19 protein-coding genes and 3 tRNA genes are annotated in these 18,034 nt (G+C 60.7%); 20 read left to right on the plus strand and 2 right to left on the minus strand.

Annotated features, from left to right (window positions below; all coding sequences use genetic code 11):
• Positions 1-360, minus strand: a 360-nt coding sequence (locus tag IH971_07515; protein ID MCH7497683.1) for a restriction endonuclease, incomplete at its 3' end; no start/stop codon positions are given.
• A 392-nt stretch (positions 361-752) separates the two neighbouring features.
• On the opposite strand from IH971_07515, the gene IH971_07520 reads away from it, so the two are divergent.
• From IH971_07520 to IH971_07560, 9 genes are all read left to right on the plus strand, one after another.
• Positions 753-1,514: a hypothetical protein gene (locus IH971_07520; protein ID MCH7497684.1), complete on the plus strand. Its 762-nt coding sequence runs from the start codon at positions 753-755 to the stop codon at positions 1,512-1,514.
• Position 1,515: 1 nt separating this feature from the next.
• Entirely contained in the window at positions 1,516-2,307 is a 792-nt protein-coding gene (locus IH971_07525) for a hypothetical protein (GenBank protein MCH7497685.1), read from the plus strand.
• Between the two features lie 302 nt (positions 2,308-2,609).
• A complete protein-coding gene (locus tag IH971_07530) occupies positions 2,610-3,044 on the plus strand; it encodes an SRPBCC domain-containing protein (GenBank protein MCH7497686.1) in 435 nt (144 codons plus the stop codon).
• Positions 3,045-3,077: 33 nt separating this feature from the next.
• Complete coding sequence (gene tadA / locus IH971_07535) at positions 3,078-3,545, plus strand: tRNA adenosine(34) deaminase TadA (GenBank protein MCH7497687.1); 468 nt, start codon at positions 3,078-3,080, stop codon at positions 3,543-3,545.
• A 91-nt stretch (positions 3,546-3,636) separates the two neighbouring features.
• Positions 3,637-3,723: transfer RNA gene (locus tag IH971_07540), tRNA-Ser, on the plus strand.
• Between the two features lie 24 nt (positions 3,724-3,747).
• A tRNA-Ser gene (locus IH971_07545) sits at positions 3,748-3,834 on the plus strand.
• 15 nt (positions 3,835-3,849) lie between these two features.
• Positions 3,850-4,158, plus strand: a complete 309-nt coding sequence (locus IH971_07550) for a hypothetical protein (GenBank protein MCH7497688.1) — start codon at positions 3,850-3,852, stop codon at positions 4,156-4,158.
• 79 nt (positions 4,159-4,237) lie between these two features.
• Positions 4,238-4,325: transfer RNA gene (locus IH971_07555), tRNA-Ser, on the plus strand.
• 237 nt (positions 4,326-4,562) lie between these two features.
• Positions 4,563-5,024: a hypothetical protein gene (locus IH971_07560; GenBank protein MCH7497689.1), complete on the plus strand. Its 462-nt coding sequence runs from the start codon at positions 4,563-4,565 to the stop codon at positions 5,022-5,024.
• 45 nt (positions 5,025-5,069) lie between these two features.
• Here IH971_07560 and IH971_07565 read toward each other — a convergent pair whose 3' ends face one another.
• On the minus strand, positions 5,070-5,939 hold the full coding sequence (locus tag IH971_07565) for a hypothetical protein (protein MCH7497690.1): 870 nt from the start codon (positions 5,937-5,939) through the stop codon (positions 5,070-5,072).
• Between the two features lie 136 nt (positions 5,940-6,075).
• On the opposite strand from IH971_07565, the gene uvrB reads away from it, so the two are divergent.
• The 11 genes from uvrB to IH971_07620 all read left to right on the plus strand — a co-directional run.
• Positions 6,076-8,181 carry an excinuclease ABC subunit UvrB gene (gene uvrB / locus IH971_07570; protein MCH7497691.1) on the plus strand — a complete coding sequence of 702 codons (2,106 nt, stop codon included), beginning with the start codon at positions 6,076-6,078 and terminating at the stop codon, positions 8,179-8,181.
• Positions 8,182-9,444 (plus strand): phosphoribosylamine--glycine ligase, encoded by a 1,263-nt coding sequence (purD, locus tag IH971_07575; protein MCH7497692.1) that lies wholly within the window; start codon positions 8,182-8,184, stop codon positions 9,442-9,444.
• Between the two features lie 15 nt (positions 9,445-9,459).
• Positions 9,460-9,708: a DUF433 domain-containing protein gene (locus IH971_07580; GenBank protein MCH7497693.1), complete on the plus strand. Its 249-nt coding sequence runs from the start codon at positions 9,460-9,462 to the stop codon at positions 9,706-9,708.
• Positions 9,709-10,068, plus strand: coding sequence for a DUF5615 family PIN-like protein (locus IH971_07585; protein ID MCH7497694.1), 360 nt, complete (start codon positions 9,709-9,711; stop codon positions 10,066-10,068). It abuts the gene before it with no gap.
• Positions 10,069-10,090: 22 nt separating this feature from the next.
• Positions 10,091-11,299: a sigma-54-dependent Fis family transcriptional regulator gene (locus IH971_07590; GenBank protein MCH7497695.1), complete on the plus strand. Its 1,209-nt coding sequence runs from the start codon at positions 10,091-10,093 to the stop codon at positions 11,297-11,299.
• A complete protein-coding gene (locus IH971_07595; GenBank protein ID MCH7497696.1) occupies positions 11,280-11,834 on the plus strand; it encodes a hypothetical protein in 555 nt (184 codons plus the stop codon). The genes IH971_07590 and IH971_07595 overlap by 20 nt, the downstream gene beginning before the upstream one ends.
• 24 nt (positions 11,835-11,858) lie before the next feature.
• Positions 11,859-13,175, plus strand: a complete 1,317-nt coding sequence (gene asnS, locus IH971_07600; GenBank protein ID MCH7497697.1) for an asparagine--tRNA ligase — start codon at positions 11,859-11,861, stop codon at positions 13,173-13,175.
• 3 nt (positions 13,176-13,178) lie between these two features.
• Positions 13,179-14,804, plus strand: a complete 1,626-nt coding sequence (locus tag IH971_07605) for an NAD+ synthase (GenBank protein ID MCH7497698.1) — start codon at positions 13,179-13,181, stop codon at positions 14,802-14,804.
• A complete protein-coding gene (locus tag IH971_07610) occupies positions 14,794-15,255 on the plus strand; it encodes a hypothetical protein (protein MCH7497699.1) in 462 nt (153 codons plus the stop codon). The genes IH971_07605 and IH971_07610 overlap by 11 nt, the downstream gene beginning before the upstream one ends.
• Before the next feature lie 162 nt (positions 15,256-15,417).
• Positions 15,418-16,344 (plus strand): hypothetical protein, encoded by a 927-nt coding sequence (locus IH971_07615; GenBank protein MCH7497700.1) that lies wholly within the window; start codon positions 15,418-15,420, stop codon positions 16,342-16,344.
• 197 nt (positions 16,345-16,541) lie between these two features.
• A partial coding sequence (locus tag IH971_07620; GenBank protein ID MCH7497701.1) for a ComEC/Rec2 family competence protein occupies positions 16,542-18,034 on the plus strand: 1,493 nt, incomplete at its 3' end.

Genomic DNA, 18,034 nt, shown 5'->3' on the forward strand with positions numbered 1-18,034 from the left:
TCTCAGTACGACATCAGGTGGCAATTCGTTAATCTCCTTCAATGTATACAAACGAACGTTGTGTTTCTTTGCAACAGTAGTAGCGCCACTTTGAAACCCGGATGAAGATACGACAATAATCTCATCGGCTCCTGCGTCTGAAGCTTTTGTTACAAAGGCTTCAATTTCGGATAGCGTGCATTTTCTTTTCCTATCCCGACACTCAAGAAGAATGAGGTGTTTGTATGTATCGAATCTGAATTGTATTGAGACATCAAATTGCCTCCCTTTGATTCTTGCATTCCAAATCACCTCCCCACCCGAAGCGGAGGTTCTGTTGATGGCTGCTACCAGCCTCTCAAACTTTTCCCATTTCTTCAATGAAGTCTCCTAAAAGCTCGGCCAAGGCGATACTTGCGCAATTTATGCCCAATTGGCCAAGAACATATCGGTCACATTGCTTTAGCCATGAGTTATCTACCGCATACTAATTAAGTATTCCTCTAGCCAGGGCGTGCTGCAATGCCAACACCAGAGATGAGAAACCCTCGCTTCCCGCCAGAAGGGGCGATTTTATGTATTGTAAGTGAGCGTATTCCAGTGTGGTCTGTGACGACAGCGACAGCCTAATAATGGCCATGCCAGGGGAAATGGGGCGATGATTCGCGAATTGTTAACCAGAATGCGGTTCCACCTGCAGGTATGATCTTATTAAGTAATATGTAATTCTATCCATAAATTTTGGTGAGCATTAATCATAGAGGTCTTAGACTATGCCTGCGAAAAACAGAAAGCAAGTACTTGAAGATCACACTAGGATAGGAAAACGATTCGTTCCTCCTATTCTCGGAGAGTTTGCCAGCATCTTCCACGAAGTGCCATGGGTCAACTTGGTGCTACCCGAAGTAATCTGGATAGCGGAGTTGGAGGCCAAGTTAGGTTTAAAGCGAGGGACTGAATTGGCCTGTACCCTTTCGACATTGGTATCCGATATATTAGCTGATGAAAAGTCATTGTTTATTATCCTTAGTGACTACTTTCGCCTATCAGGGGAAAGTAAAAATATGATATTGTCAAAATTAGAGGAAGATGGGAATCTATCAGATCTTAAATCAGGACTTATACGTCTACAAGCCCTATACCCAGATAGCCCATTTGGTTTCCTATTTAACGAATCCGATGTTTCTGGCATAGATAAAAAGGACGCTCTTTCTGACTTTAAGGAAGGCTTAGCAAGCCTTTTTGACAAAACAACAAAAGAGGCAATCTTCGTGCAAGGCACAGCAATATACATGGTGACCAAGTTGGGTAAGCTGTATTTGCAGGAAGGTTCTTCGTTATCGGCTCTCCCATCACTAGAAGACTATCCAAAAACAGAACGTTTAAGAGAAGTTGCGGCAGAAGTACGGTCCTTAATACCTATGTTGTTCGTCCAGTCCAATGAACCTGATCGATCAAAATGGGCTAATTATTTTTGGAATAGAGGGCTCGTTTTGGAAAAATGTATGTTTCCTGACAGTGAAGGGGGTGGCTAGCATGGACCAACAGGAGTTTCTTGATTTTCTATCAAGTTTGTCTGAGAATACTGAAAATGAACTGAATGAACGTTGGGCAGCGTGGAAAAAAGACTTTGCAGAAAATGAGGTACATGAAGTCATTGGCGGATTGCTCGCAAGGCAGGCGACCCTATTCATCAAGATGTCCCAAAGCCCACCAATGTGGAATTGGCATATGGGTCCTTTGATACTACGGACAATGGTAGATACTCATATTGCCATTGCTTGGATACTAGAGGATCGGCTTGAAAGAAGCAGAAAATATATTCACTTTGGCCTTGGACAAACGAAGCTAGAAATCGAGCACAGGAAAAAACAGCTCGAAGAAGAGGGTCCGGACAAAGAGGCGCAACAATTCATTGATGTGTTGGAAGCATGGCTTAACTCTCAACGCTGGAGTTTCTTGACAGAAGTAAACATCGGGAGATGGTCAGGAATAAGTACGAGAGAAATGGCTGAAGATGCTGGTATCACTGATTTCTATAATTATTGTTTCATGCCATTTAGTGCTGGCACCCATTCTCAATGGCACCATATTGCTCGAATGAACCTCAACCATTGTAACAATCCACTCCATCGATATCATCGCTTGCCAGCAATCAATGATGACCACACAACAATTGAACCTCTGATTCTTGCAGCAAAGTACGTGTGGAAGAGCATGGATTTATTCGATAGGAAGTTTGATGTCAAAGTTGAAGCCCCATGTACGTATGATTTGTTATTGGAGTGGCTAGGTAGTGCTGAAGATGGGGAGGTTGAAGCAGAGTAGATTTGAAGGTAGATGTAGTCAAAAGGCTGGACTCGATCAATACCCCGCTATCCGATTCACATACTCCCTGGTCAGCTCGGGATTGGGGTGGGTGTAGATCACGTTGGAGGAGTTGGCGGCGTGGCCCATCAGCACCCGGCGATCCTCGATGCCCAATCCCAAATCCCGCCGCCTCAGCGGTTGTGGGTTGGGGGCGCAGTCCCCGTTTCGGCGAGGAGATTTGTAATTGGGAGTGCCATCCCGTATCTTCAAGTTATGGCCAGCGCGCGTTTCAGGGGTGCTGAACAGGCCGAGGAGGGCCCATGAAAGAACTACGGACGATTATCGCTATCCAGGCCACGGCAGCGGAAGTGTGGCAGGTGTTGATGGACTTTGAATCCTACCCGGACTGGAACCCCTTCGTCAGATCTATTGAGGGCGCCACGACCCCCGGCTCGAAACTCAAGGTGCGGCTGCAGCAGCCGGGCGGCAAGGCCATGCAGTTCCGGCCCCGGGTGATGGTGCTTGAGCCGGAGGTGGAATTCCGCTGGCTGGGGCACCTGCTGGTCCCGGGCCTGTTCGATGGGGAGCACTACTTTCGCATCGAGAAATCGGACGGGGACGGGGTGCGCTTTGTGCAGGGCGAACGCTTCCGGGGCCTCCTGGTGCCGCTCTTCTCGAAGATGATCGATGAGCGGACGGCGGCGGGCTTTGAGGCCGCCAATCTGGCCCTCAAGGAGCGCGTGGAGGCACGCTAGCATGGTTGCCTGCCCCATATCTCTGGCCGCTCCATGACCGGGCCGCCCCCCGACCATTATCTCCGGCAGGCCCTGGCCGAAGCCCGGCGCGCCCTTGAGGCTGGGGAGGTGCCGGTGGGCGCCGTGGTAGTCTTCGATGATAAGGTGATCGGCCGGGGGCACAACCAGCGCGAGGGCCTGCACGACCCCACCGCCCACGCCGAAATCCTGGCCATCACCGCCGCCGCCAACCACCTGGAGGACTGGCGTCTGGCCGGCTGCACCCTGTACGTGACCAAGGAGCCGTGCGCCATGTGCGCCGGGGCGCTGGTGAACGCCCGGGCGGAGCGGCTGGTCTTTGGCGCCTGGGACGAGCAGGCGGGCAGCGCCGGATCGCTCTACCAGCTGTGCCGCGACCCCCGCTTCAACCACCAGGTGGAGGTCACCGGTGGTGTGCTGGAGGAGGAATGCCGGACGCTGCTGCAGGAATTCTTCCAGCGGAAGCGGGTGGCCGGCGGCTGACGGCGAACCCAGCAAGGTTTTCATTTCGCCGCCAATTCGTCGTAATATCTACCGGTAAACGCGGAACGGGGCACTGAGCTCCCGGTATTCAGGAGAGGTGGCAGAGCGGTTGAATGCACCGGTCTCGAAAACCGGCTCCCGAAGTTTCGGGACGAGGGTTCGAATCCCTCCCTCTCCGCAAGGCGTCGTCGCCGGGTCCCGTGGAGGAGTGGCTGAGTGGTTGAAAGCGGCGGTCTTGAAAACCGTTTCTCGTTGATTCGGGACGGGGGTTCGAATCCCTCCTCCTCCGCAGTAGGCAAGTAGGGTGATCATTGAAGAGCAGATGAAGTATACGATTTACATATTTAAGTGCCTCCAGACCGGCACCCACCACATGGGGGTGACCCGGGACCTGAGCGCAGCCCTGAGCAAGCTGTGTGAAGGGGGCCCGGGGCAGCGGCTGGTCAGCCCTGAGCTTCTGCACGTGGAGCAGCATGAGGACCAGGAACGGGCGCACCGCAGGCTCCAGGCCATCCGGCGTGGGTGGCAGCCCGACGGCCACTGGCCCGCCAGCCTCATGGGCAACGCGCCCACCGTTGCCGCCGCCCTCATCGGATTGACCAGCCTGCACTAGCTGGCAGCCCCGCCCAATCCCCGCCAGGCACCCTGCTTGGCGATTGACTTCATTTTGAAGACACGCCTAAATTCTCGCCGGAGAGGTGTCCGAGAGGCTTAAGGAGCTCGCCTGGAACGCGAGTGCTCGGTATTCCCGGGTCGTGGGTTCGAATCCCACCCTCTCCGCAGTGGGGCCGGGGTGATGATCATTGAGGCTCCCGGCGATCAGAGAGGGTTCGCCCCGCTTACAGCCACCGCCTCTGGCGGGACTGAGGCGGGATGTGTCCCGCCAGCGGCGGGAAATCCCTCCCTCTCTGCAATGCGGATGCGCCGCAGCCTGCTGGCATAGCGCCTTGTCCAGCCAGCTCTGAAGATGGGCAATCCCCGTCCATAACACTTAATTCCGTTTGCTGGAGGCCCCTCATGGTCAAGAAAGCAGGCTACGTATCCATTTTTGGGATTCTGATCGCCGTGGCGGGAATCCTGACCCTCACTCAACGACTCCCTATCGGACCCATCGTCCTCCTTCTGGGGATACTTCCGTTGCTGGGCTTGCGCCTGGGCCGCAGATCCTTCAAAGGTGCGCTTCCCGATCTGGTCTTCGGCGCCCTTGACACCGGTCTGCTGGCCATCCCTGCCTTATGGGGCGGTGCGCTATTTGGCGTGGCTGGAGCCATCGCCGGCGGCGTCATCGGCGATGCCCTTACCGATGGCATTGCAGGCTTCTTCGAGGGAGGCATTGCTGAATGGCTACGTGGGAAAGGTATTGAGGAGTCCCGCGAGCCGGTGGCCACCGCCCTGGGGAAGATGGCCGGCTGCCTGTTCGGGGGTGGATTTGTCCTATCGGTGGCTCTGGCGCTGGGTTTCGCGCCCGCCTTTACCTAAGCACGCGAGGGTGGGCGAAATGACGCCCCATCGCGCCTGCCCAGCTTAGCGGTACGGCACCTGCGCCCGGTGCATGTTGGTGATGCCGTGGGCTTCGTAGAAGTCACGCACCGGTGGTGACCAGCGGAAGTCGGCCGCTCGCAGGAGGGTGTAAAACTCCCGCACGATGGCCCCCGACCGCGTGAGGAGGTGGCGGCTGGCAAATTCGTGGTAGACCGTGCTGAGCCGGGGATCGAGAGCTCCCGCCGCATCGAAGACCGGACTGTTGCGCAGCCCGGTGACAAAGGTACTCAGGTACAGCCGGTAGTAGTAGGCCGCCCGGCCGACCATCACCGACTCGGGATAGCGGTCCAGATAGCGCTCCCAGCGCACGATGCGCTCGCCCAGGGTGCGGTACGGGATCAGCAAGCTGTCGCTGTCGGAGAAGCCGCTGATGAGCTCGCCCCGGCGCAGCGCCAGGTAGCGGCTTACCGCTTCCGAGACCACCGGTACGAACTGCCCGTAAACGTAGTCCGGCTGCTGGTCGATATAGAGCAACCGCCCGAAGCTGTAAAGGGCCAGCCCGTTGCGCTCCAACGCCGCTAGGAAGCGGGCCACTTCCGGGCCTTGCTGTGTTGGTGCAGCGTGCAGCTGGGCGATGAAATCGAAGTCTTCCCAGACGCGGTCGTTGAGGCGGCTGATGGTGGCGTGAAAATAGGTGAGAAAGGCCAGGCAGGCGGAGTCGCCCAGGGCCGGCGGTTGGCCGGCGAACAGCGCCCGAAATTGACCCACCGCTACTGAGATGGCGTCCAGGCTGTCCTTGTCCAGGGCGGCCAGGTAGCGACTGTAGATCGCGACGGCGGACGGCGCGGAAGCGCTAGCTTGCGGGGCCACCCACGCAGGGCAGACCAGCAGGCTGAACAGCAGCAGGCGCATGGGGGATATTAGGCTGGCCGTTCTCCGTACGCCAGCCAAAGCGGGTTCACGGCTGGATCGCCCGCACCTTGTTCGGCCCACATCCCCCTTCCATCCCGCCCCCGCACGGCGTAAATTTCTCAGCCGGTAGTCGGCCATTATGTCAGAATTTCAGATCATCAGCGACCTGCGGCCTCAGGGCGACCAGCCCCAGGCCATCGCCCAGCTGGTGCAGGGCCTTCACGACGGGCATCCGGCCCAGACCTTGCTGGGCATCACCGGCAGCGGCAAGACCTTCACCATGGCCAGCGTCATCGAAGCGGTGCAGCGGCCCACCCTCATTTTGTCACACAACAAGACCCTGGCGGCCCAGCTCTACGGCGAGTTCAAGGGACTGTTCCCCAACAACGCCGTGGAGTACTTCATCAGCTACTACGACTACTATCAGCCCGAGGCCTACCTGCCGGTGACCGATGTCTACATCGAGAAGGACTCGTCGGTGAACGAGGACATCGACCGCCTCCGCCTGAAGGCCACCTCGGCCCTGCTGGAGCGCCGCGACGTGATTGTGGTGGCCAGCGTCAGTTGCATCTACGGCATCGGCTCGCCGTCGGAGTACCGCAAAAGCGTGGTGCTCATCAAGGTGGGGGACGAGCTGGAGCGCCGGGAACTGCTGCGGCGCCTCATCGACATCCATTACGTGCGCAACGACATGGTGCTGGAGCGGGGCAACTTCCGGCTACGCGGCGACGTCATGGAGATATTCCCCGCCTACCTGAGCCACGCGGTGCGGATCGAATTCTTCGGCGACCGGGTGGAGCAAATCCTCACGTTTGACACCGTCTCCGGTGAGATCATCTCCGCCGCGCCGGGGCTGGAGCGCGTCAGCATTTACCCGGCCAGACATTTTGTGACCACCACCGAGATCATCGAGCGGGCCGTGGGTGAGATTCGGAAGGAGCTGCACGACCGGCTGGATTGGTTCCGCGGCGAGGGCAGTTTGCTGGAGGCCCAGCGGCTGGAGCAGCGCACCCAGTACGACATTGAGATGCTGCTGGAGGTGGGCTTTTGCAATGGCATCGAAAATTACTCCCGCATTCTGGATGGCCGCCGCGAGGGTGAGCGCCCCCATACGCTGATGGACTTTTTCCCCGACGACTTCCTCATGTTCATCGATGAGTCCCACGCCACCATACCGCAGGTGCAGGCCATGTACAAAGGCGACCGGTCCCGCAAGGAGGTGCTGGTGGAGCACGGCTTCCGCCTGCCCTCGGCGCTGGACAACCGCCCCATGAAATTTCACGAGTTCGAAGACAAGCTCAAGCAGGTGGTGTTTGTCTCCGCCACGCCGAGCCCTTACGAGTTGGAGCGCTCCCAGGGTGTCGTGGTGGAGCAGATCATCCGGCCCACGGGCCTCATGGACCCCGGTATCGACGTGCGGCCCACGAAAGGCCAGATCGATGACCTCATCGGCGAAATCAAGGCCCGCACCGCCCGGCAGGAGCGCATTCTGGTCACCACCCTCACCAAGCGCATGTCGGAGGACCTCACCGACTACCTGCAGGGCATGGACCTGCGGGTGAACTACCTGCACTCGGAAGTGGACACCCTGGAACGGGTGCGCATTCTGCGCAATCTGCGGCTGGGCAACTTTGACGTGCTGGTGGGGATCAACCTGTTGCGGGAGGGGCTGGACCTGCCCGAGGTTTCGCTGGTGGCCGTACTGGACGCCGACAAGGAAGGCTTCCTGCGCTCCGCGACCTCCCTGATGCAGGTGGCCGGCCGGGCGGCACGCAATATCAACGGCAAAGTGCTGTTCTACGCCGACCGGGTGACCCGCTCCATGCAGGAGGTCATCGACGAATCGAACCGCAGACGGGTGGTTCAGGCGTCCTACAACCGGGAGCACAACATCACGCCCGCCACAGTGTATAAGTCGGTGGAGGAGGTGCTGCTCACCACTTCCGTGGCCGACGCGCAGACCCGGGTTTCAGAACCCGTTGCGGCGCCGGATTACGATCTCACCAATCTGGATGAGCAGGACCTGGCGTTCACCCTGGACCTGCTGCGCCGGGAGATGCAAACAGCGGCGGAAAGCCTGCGCTTCGAGGATGCAGCGCGCCTGCGGGATGAAATCATCCGCCTGGAAAACGAGTCGGCGGCTGTTGCAGGTCCGGCAGCCCTTCGGCAGGGCTCAGGCTCGCCCGGCCTCCCCGTGCCGGGTACGGCCAGGGTTGGGCCACGCCCAGAGGGACAGGCCTGAATGGCGCGGGTGCTGGTGATCGGTGGCGGGGGACGGGAGCACGCCTTGGCGTGGTGCCTGGCTCAGGAGGGCCGCCACGAACTGTTCTGTGCACCGGGCAATGCGGGTACGGCGGCGGTGGCCACCAATGTGCCCTTGGATGGCAGCGACCCCGCCAGCCTCAGCCGCTGGGCGCGACGTGAGGCCATCGAGCTCACCATTGTTGGCCCCGAGGGCCCCCTTGCAGCGGGGTTGGTGGACCATTTTCAGCGCGAGAATCTAAACGTCTTCGGCCCCCGACAGGCGGCGGCCCGGTTGGAAAGCAGCAAGCTTTTTGCGCGCCGGTTCATGGGCGAGCTGGGCATCCCCCAGCCCGCATACCGCCCGGCCAACTCTGCCGCGGCCACCCGCCGGGCCGTGGCTGAGCTGGGTTTGCCGGTGGTGCTGAAAGCCGACGGGCTGGCGGCGGGCAAAGGCGTCCTGATGTGCGCGACCGGGGGGCAGGTGGACGCAGCCATAAACACATTTTTTGAGCGGCGGGCCTTCGGCGCTGCAGGGCTGGATCTGTCCGTAGAGGAATGCCTGGTGGGGATCGAGATGTCGGTGTTCGCGATCTGCGATGGCCACCATGCGACCATCATGGGCACGGCCCAAGATTACAAGCGCGCCTTTGACGGCGACCGGGGCCCCAATACCGGTGGCATGGGCGCGGTGGCGCCATCGCCGCTGGCCACGGACGAGCTGATGGGCGAGATTGACCGGACTGTTTTTGAACCGGCCCTGGCGGGCATGGCCGCGCGGGGCACCCCCTACGTCGGCTTCCTGTACGCCGGGCTCATGATCGTGGCCGGCAGGCCCTGGGTTATCGAGTTCAATGTCCGCCTGGGCGACCCGGAGACCCAGGTGGTCCTGCCCCTGCTGGATGTGCCCCTCTACACCTTGATCGGGCAGGCGCTGTCCGGTGAACTGCAGCCTTCAATTTCGGTGCGGCCCGGCGCGGCGGCCTGTGTGGTGGTGGCTGCGGAGGGCTATCCCGGCCCGTACAGCAACGGGACGCCGATAGGCGGCCTGGACCAGCTGGAGGACGGCCTGCTGGTGTTCCATGCCGGCACCTCAAATAATGGCCAGGGAGTGTTGGTCAGCAGTGGCGGACGGGTGCTGAGCCTAGTGGCACTGGCCAAGGACCTTCCGGCAGCTGTCGCGCGGGTGTATGCCAATCTGCCCCGCATTGACTACCCGGGCAGCTTCTACCGGAGTGATATTGGACAATTCAACGTAAAGTAGAGGGGAGCATTCCAGATGAAAGGAGAGACCCTGCTTGAACGCATTACCATGGATCCCAAGGTCATGGTGGGAAAACCGGTGATTCGCGGGACTCGATTGACCGTCCAGCATATGGTTGGATTGCTGGCCAATGGGATGACGGAAGGTGAAATCTTGGATGAGTATGAAGGGCTAACCAGGGACGATCTTCGCGCCTGCCTGCTATTTGCCACGAGAGCTCTTGAAGACACGACCTTTGTTCCTACAGCCGCCGGGATCGACTAATTGCGATTCCTGGTGGATGAGAATGTAGGTCCATCAGTAGCAGACTGGCTTACGGAGCAACGCCATGACGTCTTTTCGGTTTACAAAGATTATCGGGGAGAAAATGATACCTTCGTTCTGGAGAAGGCGCAATTTGAAGACAGAATTCTCATCACGAGTGATAAAGATTTCGGTGAAATAGTTTTTCGGAAAAAGCGACCACATTCAGGCGTGATTCTATTGCGCTTGGCGAATGAGCAGCCCATGAAGACAATTGCCGCCCTGCGCCGACTCCTGGATCAGTATGCTGATCAACTTGCGGGTCGTTTTGTTGTGGTCACGGAGACTTTCGTGCGGATCGCAGGGAAGTGGGAGGAATAACACAGTTTGACGAGCAGCGGACATGCCCATAGACCTTGAAACCCTGCAGCGCCAGTCGGGCATCATCGGCGAGTCGGAGCCTATCCAGGAGGTGCTCCAGACCATCGCGACGATCGCCCCCACGGACATATCGGTGCTCATCACAGGTGAGTCCGGCACCGGCAAGGAGATGGTGGCCAAGGCCATCCACAAGTCCAGCCGCCGCCGCTTCGGCCCTATGGTGACGGTGAACTGCGGCGCTATCCCTGCCGGCATCATCGAGAGCGAACTGTTCGGCCACAAAAAGGGCTCATTCACCGGCGCGGACGAGACCCGCAAGGGCTACTTCGAAGCTGCCGACGAAGGCACCATTTTCCTCGACGAGATCGGCGAGACCCCCCCTGAGACCCAGGTCAAGATGCTGCGGGTCATCGAGCAGGGCGAATTCATGCGGGTGGGGGACAACGAGACCCGCAAGGTAGACGTGCGGGTCATCGCCGCCACCAATCGCGATTTGGGGGCCGATACGCGCAGGGGCGACTTCCGACAGGACCTCTACTATCGACTGAAGACTGTGACCATCCCCCTGCCGCCGTTGCGCGACCACCTGTCCGATATCCCGCAATTGGTGGAGCGCTTCGGGCTGCAGTTTGCCACGCGCAACGACCTGGTCTTCAAGGGCTTTACGCCTGAGGCGCTAAACATGCTCAAAGCTTATGGCTGGCCCGGCAACGTGCGGGAACTCAAGAACGTTGTGGAGAGCATCATCGCCCTGAATTCGGGTGCCCGCATCACACCGGATATGCTGCGCTCCCAGATCAGCGTGGGGGGCTATGATGGTGCCCAGAGCACGCTCCCCGTCGTGTTGAACATACCAGCGGAGCAGTCGGACCGGGAGCTGATTCTCAGGCAGTTGCTGTTTATCCGGCAGGACCTGAGCGATATCAAACAAATTGCCGCCGGTCGCGGTCCCGGCGAAGCGGTGGACCCCTATCTGCCATCGCCAGTACCGGTGCAGGGCGAGGAGTTGGGCGGACAGATATTCACGGGCGATGTCGCCCAGCTTGGTTCCCACCCGCTGATCGATCCCGCCGCCGTGGGGGAGCTGACCATGGAGGAGCTGGAGCGGGAGCTCATCCAGCAGACGTTGGCCAAGTTCAACCATAACCGCCGCCGTACAGCCCAGGCCCTGGGCATCGCCGAGCGGACGCTGTACCGCAAGATTCAGGCCTATGGACTGGACAAGAAGTAGCCTGGCGGCCGCCCTGCTCTTGCTTGCCACCGGGTGCGGACTGTACTCGTTCAGAGGCAATCTGCCGCCCCACATCAAAAGCATCGCCGTTGCCACGGTGATCAACCAGACTTCGGAGTTTGCCATCACGGATGCCGCCAGCGAGCTGATTACCAACCTGTTTGTGGATGAGAACATCCTGCGGGTGACCGATGAGGACCGGGCCGACAGCAACCTGCAGATCACCATCAACCGCGTCCTGGACCGGCCCACCACCTACGATCCTGATGAGACCGTCCAGGAGTGGCGCATCGACGTCACGGCGCGCGTGCGCTGGTACGACCTGATCCGCGACCGGCCCCTATTCGAAAAATCGTTCACTGGGTTCGGCTTCTATCCGCCAGGGGGCGACATCGGCAGCGATAACATCGACAACGACAACGACGGCGAGACCGACGAGGAGGACGAGTTCGGCGACCCCCGCGAGTTTGCCCTGCGGACGGCCATCCAGAAGATCAGCGAAGACATTTTGAACGAAGTGGTCTCCACGTGGTAGTGGCGGGATGCTGAAGTTGGCGACATGACGGCCACGATCAAGGCCACGGTGCCCGTGACCACCATCAGGCATCTGGGCGAGCATGTGGGCAGGACCGTGACACTGCAAGGTTGGGTTTACACCTCCCGCTCCAGCGGCAAGATCGGTTTCCTGATGGTCCGTGACGGTACCGGCATTGTCCAGGGCGTCATCGCCAAGGCCGAGGTTTCCGCCGACCTGTTTGTTGCCTTTCAGGAGCTTACTCAGGAGTCTTCCATCACGGTGCAGGGCGAAGTGCGCGCGGACAAACGGGCGCCGGGGGGCTACGAGCTGCAGTTGAACGGGCTGGTGGTTCACCAGCTCGCCGTCGACTATCCCATCACCCCCAAGGAGCACGGCACCGCTTTTCTCATGGACCACCGGCACCTGTGGCTGCGCAGCCGGCGCCAGCACGCCATCATGCTCATCCGGCACGAGATTATCCGGGCCTGCCGTGATTTCCTGGACGGCAACGACTTCGTGCAGGTGGACACCCCCATCATCACCCCCAACGCCGTCGAGGGCACCACCACCCTGTTTGCCATCGACTATTTCGGCCGTACGGCTTACCTGGCCCAAAGCGGTCAGCTCTATAACGAGGCCAACGCCGTGGCCCTGGGGAAGGTCTACTGCTTCGGCCCCACCTTCCGGGCTGAAAAGAGCAAAACCCGCCGCCACCTCACCGAGTTCTGGATGCTGGAGCCGGAGATGGCCTACTGCGATCTGGAGGGCAACATTGCCTGGGCCGAGCAGCTGCTGTCCCACGTCGTGGGGCGGGTTTTGGAAAATCGCCAGACCGAGCTGCAGACGCTGGAGCGCGACGTAGCCCCCCTGGCGGCTATTCAGGCGCCCTTTCCCAGGGTGAGCTACACCGAGGCGGTGGAAATCCTGCACAAGGCAGGTGAGGCATTCGAGTGGGGCGGCGACTTCGGCGGCGGAGACGAGACTGTCATCAGCGAGAAATATGACCTGCCGCTGGTGGTGCACCGTTTTCCGGCGGCCATCAAGGCCTTCTATATGAAACGGGATCCCCATGATGACCGTCTGGCGCTGGGGATGGATATTCTTGCGCCGGAAGGGTATGGCGAGATCGTCGGCGGCGGCCAGCGGGAGGACGACCTGGCAACCATCACCCGGCGCATCGAGGAGGCAGACCTGCCCATGGAGGCCTATCAATGGTACCTGGACCTGCGACGCTATGGCAGCGTACCCCACTCGGGCTTCGGCCTGGGCATTGAGCGGGCCGTGGCCTGGATCTGCGGGCTGCCCCACCTGCGAGAAACCATCGCGTACCCCCGCATGCTCAACCGCCTGGAGCCCTGAGGCGTGACCGCCAAATTCGCCCTGGCCCAGATCAACCCCACGGTGGGCGACCTGCCGGGCAATCTGGCGCTCCATCGCGAGGTGCTGACCAGGTTGGGGAAGCAGGTCGACGTCATCGTATTTCCCGAGTGCTCGCTGCCCGGCTACCCGGCGGAGGACCTGCTGCTGGAACCCGCCTTTATTGCCGACTTGGAGCAGGCCCTGGCTAGCCTGGCAGCGGAAATCGGGGATCCGTGGGTGATTGTCGGCACGGTGCGGCCGGAGGGCGGCAGGTTGTTTAACAGCGCCGCCGTGATCCACCAGGGGAAAGTGGTGACCTACCGCGACAAGTCGCTGCTGCCCACCTACGACATCTTTGATGAACTGCGCTACTTCACCCCGGCGGCGCGTGTCGAGCCGGTGGTCCTGGAGCTCCCCTCGGGCGAAGCGCTACGGTTGGGGCTGCATATCTGCGAGGATCTGTGGGACGCCGATTACCCGCTGAAAGTGTGCGACCTCCTGGGCGAGCAGGGGGTGGACCTGTTTGTCAACATCAGTGCGTCGCCCTTCACCATCGATCGTGCGGGGGAGCGGGAGGAGTTGGCCGGGGCCATCGCGCGCAGTTGGGAGCGGCCCTATCTTTATTGCAACCTCGTGGGGGGCCAGGACGAATTGGTCTTCGATGGGCGCTCGCTGGTGCTGGACGCCGCGGGGCAGGTGCAGCAGGTGGGGACCGCTTTTGATAGTGATCTGCTCACGGTGGAATTCCCCTTGAAGCAGGGCGCCGCCTCCGTGCCGGCACTGTCCTCAACCAGGGAGGCGCAGCTACAGGCGGCCATCGTGCTGGGCATACACGACTACTTTCGCAAGACCGGGCACCGGCAGGCGGTGGTGGGCCTGAGCGGCGGGGTGGACTCCAGCGTGGTGGCGGTCCTGGCGGCCCGGGCCCTGGGCCCCAAAAATGTCATGGGCATCGCCATGCCCAGTACCTACAGCGCTGAGGCCAGCGAAGCGGATGCCCGGCAACTGGCCGCCAACCTGGGCCTGCAAATGGAACTGTTGCCCATCGAGCCGCTGCGCCAGACGATGCTGTCCACCCTGGATCCGCTGTTCAAAGACACGGAAGCGGGGCTGGCAGAGGAGAACCTGCAGGCCCGCCTCCGCGGGACGCTGCTCATGGCAGTGGCCAACAAGGCGGGTGCCCTGCTGCTCTCAACGGGCAACAAGACCGAGCTGGCCCTGGGGTATGCCACCTTGTACGGCGATATGGCCGGAGCGCTAGCCCCCATCGGCGACCTGCCCAAGAGTGACATTTACCGGCTGGCCCGCTTCATCAATGAGGAGGCGCAGACGGACCTGATCCCGCGCAACGTGCTGGACAGGCCCCCCAGCGCCGAGCTGCGCCCTGACCAGGTAGACCCGTTTGACTACGAGGTGGTGAGCCCGCTGGTGGACGAGCTGGTTCTCAATGGCGCTACCGACGCCGACCTCCAGGCCCGGGGCTACGACGCGGCCCTCATCCGCGAGCTGCGGCAGCTGCTGGTACGCGCCGAGTACAAACGGCGCCAGGCGGCCCTATGCATCCGGGTCACCGGCAAGGCCTTCGGCGTGGGGCGGCGCTATCCCATCGTAAACCGGTATGTCGGCTGATAGGGCTCGGACGGCGCTGGTTCTGCTGGTGGCTGCCTTGGTGGGGCCCGGAATCCTGCCTGCCCAGCGGGACATCAGCGGCAAGACCTGGACCCAGTGGGATCCCCACTGGAAGGTCACCTATCTCATGGGCTTCTATGCCGGGCGCAAGGCCGAAGCAGCCCTGTTCCGGCAGGCGGAGAAGGACTACCCCCGATGGGACCCCACCCAGTACGAACCGGCGAAGGTGAAGCGCTATAAGACTGATAGAAAGGAGTTTGTAGCCCGCGACCTGAAGTATGACTTTAAGACTATGCGGACACTCCTGGATGTCTTTTATACCCATCCCGACAACCTGCTCATACCGCTCCCCGAGGCGCTCCGCATTGTGGTGCTGCGGGAGGAGGGCCAGGCTGAGCGGGCCGAATTCCTGCTCCACCGCGAGCGCCGCCACGCGCTGAAAGGGAAGTGACCCGTCCGGCGGGCCGAGAGAAAAGGGTATAGTTCGCCTAGCTCCAAGTATGAGCCTTTGATAAATGGTTCGTAGGCGCCAACATTATACAGCATCCAGGGATGTGTTTCCTGTTTTCGTTCATGCCGTAGCCAACGGGGGGACGAAGTGAATCTTCTGAGCATGCCTCGCCGGGCATTATGCGTATCCATCCTTCTGATACCCACTCTACCCTTTATCAGTGCTCAAGATGGTAAAACTTACGCGGTTACGGATTTTGAATCCCGGGCGGGCATATCCGCCTCTGAAGCAGGCAGCCTCACGGACATATTGCGTGCGGAGCTGGTGAAAACCGGCCAAGTGACCCTCCTTGAGAGGGGGCAGATGCAACAGATCCTTGAGGAGCAAAATTTTCAGCTGACCGGTTGCACGTCCGACGAATGTGCTGTGGAGATCGGGCGACTACTTAGTGTGAACACCATGGTGGCCGGAAGCATCGGCAAGGTCGGTGCAACTTTCTCCATCGTTGTTCGCATCATTGATGTGCAGACCGGCAAGATTGATCGGACAATCATCCGGGGCTATCGCGGTGAATTATACGGGCTGCTCACTGAAATGGTCTTTATCGCTGGTGAGCTGGTGGGGGTGGAAGTACCTGAAGTAGTGACTGAGGAGGAGCCGCCTGAACCTACTAAAAAGTTCATTTCCCGCGATAAGCAGATCATAGCGGTACTCGATTTCGATGCCCTGGGCATCTCCCAGCAGGAAGCCCAGATTTTGACCAATCGTGTCCGGGCAACTCTGATCCAGTCAAACATTTATACGGTCATTGATCATGGCCATGTACAAGAGTTTCTGGATGAGCAGGATTTTCAGGTGCACGGGGATATCTCCAATGAAGAGGCCGCCATTGTGGGAATGATCGCAGGGGCCTCTCTCGTTATGGCCGGTTCCATCAGCAAGATCGGCTCCCTCTGGAGCATCGAGATGCGCATCATTGATGTGGCTTCCAGCAAGACCACCAAGTCCTCCTCTTACGATACAATGGGAGACATTCAGTGGGTTCTAACCAAAGGAATCCCCGAGGCGGTCAGACGCATCACGGAATAGTACCGCCGCCGCCTCGGCGCCGCCAAGCTAACCAGGGTGCCAGTCCGGCCTCTGCGAGTGCAGGGTAATGATAACCCCCGGTCCGGAGCAAGGGCAGCCCGTCAGTAGAGGGTGTTGTTAAGCCGCCAGCCATCCATAGTGTCCACCTGGCAACCAGCCTGCTACTCCCCGTCGCTAGGCTGTGACCTGCCCAGTCTATGCCCCTCGGCCTGAAAGGCCTGCCCGTCCCGAAAACTGACCTGCCGCTGTTCCGCCAGGTCCCGCTGGTACCCATCGCCCTGGCCCTGTGCGCTGGGTTGATCGCCGGCTTTCACTTCGCGCTACCGTGGTGGGCCTGGGCGGCGACGGCCCTGACAGCGTTGCTGCTCGCACGCCGCTGGGAGCGCGCCCTGCTGGTGGTCGCCCTCGCATCCGGTGGCTGGCTGGCAGCCGGCGATCCTCGTAACCTCTCGCCCCCGCCGGTCGATCCAACCCGGCAATATGTTCTAAAAGGCATTGTGCGGCAGGTGCACGTAGCGCCGGACCGGACCCAGCTCACCCTAAAATTTCTGGCGGGGTTACCCGATTCGGTGGTTGCCCGGCGCGGCCTGTGGCGCATCTACCATGACCAGCGCCAGCCTACCCTGCAGGAGCAAGCCCTGTTGCCGGGGGATACCCTGCTGCTGCAGGGGCGGCTGGCGCGTCCCCGGGGGCGGCGTAATCCCAACGGCTTTGACTACCGCTTCTACCTCTGGTCAAGGGGCATCGACCTGCTCATCCGGGAGCCGGTGGTGCTGCTGGCCGTGGACCCGCCCCGCGGTTTCCACCTCAGCCGGGTGACGGCCCAGCTGCGCAGGGGGATCCGCGCCCGGTTGGAGCACTGGTTGGGACAGCCCCAGGCCGGGCTTGCCGTGGGGCTGCTGCTGGGGGACCGGGGCGGCATCGACAACGACTTCCGACGCCGCATCAACGACCTGGGCGTGGGGCACATCCTGGCCGTCTCCGGGCTGCACGTGGGCTTCATAGCGCTGGTGCTAGTCACACTGGCGCGCATCCTGCCCATCGGGCGAAACGGCCGCCTGGCCGTTGTGAGCCTGGGGCTGCTGGGCTATGTGGTGCTCACCGGCGCGCCGCCCAGCGTTGTGCGGGCCGGGATCATGGCCTTCCTTGTCCTGTGGGGCCGCACATTGGAGCGGCCGGTGAGCCTCTGGAACCTGCTGGGCGCGGCGGCCATTGCGAGCCTCCTCATGAATCCCCGCACCCTGTTCACCGCCAGCTTCCAGCTCTCGTTCGCCGCCGTGGCAGGCATCCTGCATGTATCCCTCCGATTGCGGGCCTGGATCAAGGCCACGCCCCGTGGCGCCTGGCTCTACCAGTGGCGCGCTGCACGTTTCGCCCTCGACCTGCTGCTCATAAGCCTGGGGGCCCAGGTGGGCACCCTGCCGGTGACGTTGTCCATTTTTCACGCCTTTTCGGCCTACGCCTTACTGGCGAATCTCCTGGCGGTTCCACTGGCGGGTTTTGCCGTGGTTGGGGGCGCAGTCTCCTTCATCGCTGCAGCTGTCTGGCCCGCCCTGGGCGATATATTTGCCCAGGCGCTCTGGCTGGATCTCACCGTCCTCATGCTGGCCGTTGAGCAGTTGTCGCGCTTACCGCATCCCCAGGTGCTGGTGGGCCAACCCGGGGCGGCGGCAACCCTCATCCTGCTGGC

The sequence above is a fragment of the Candidatus Neomarinimicrobiota bacterium genome (genome assembly GCA_022560655.1).
Classification (GTDB): domain Bacteria; phylum Fidelibacterota; class Marinisomatia; order SCGC-AAA003-L08; family TS1B11; genus JADFSS01.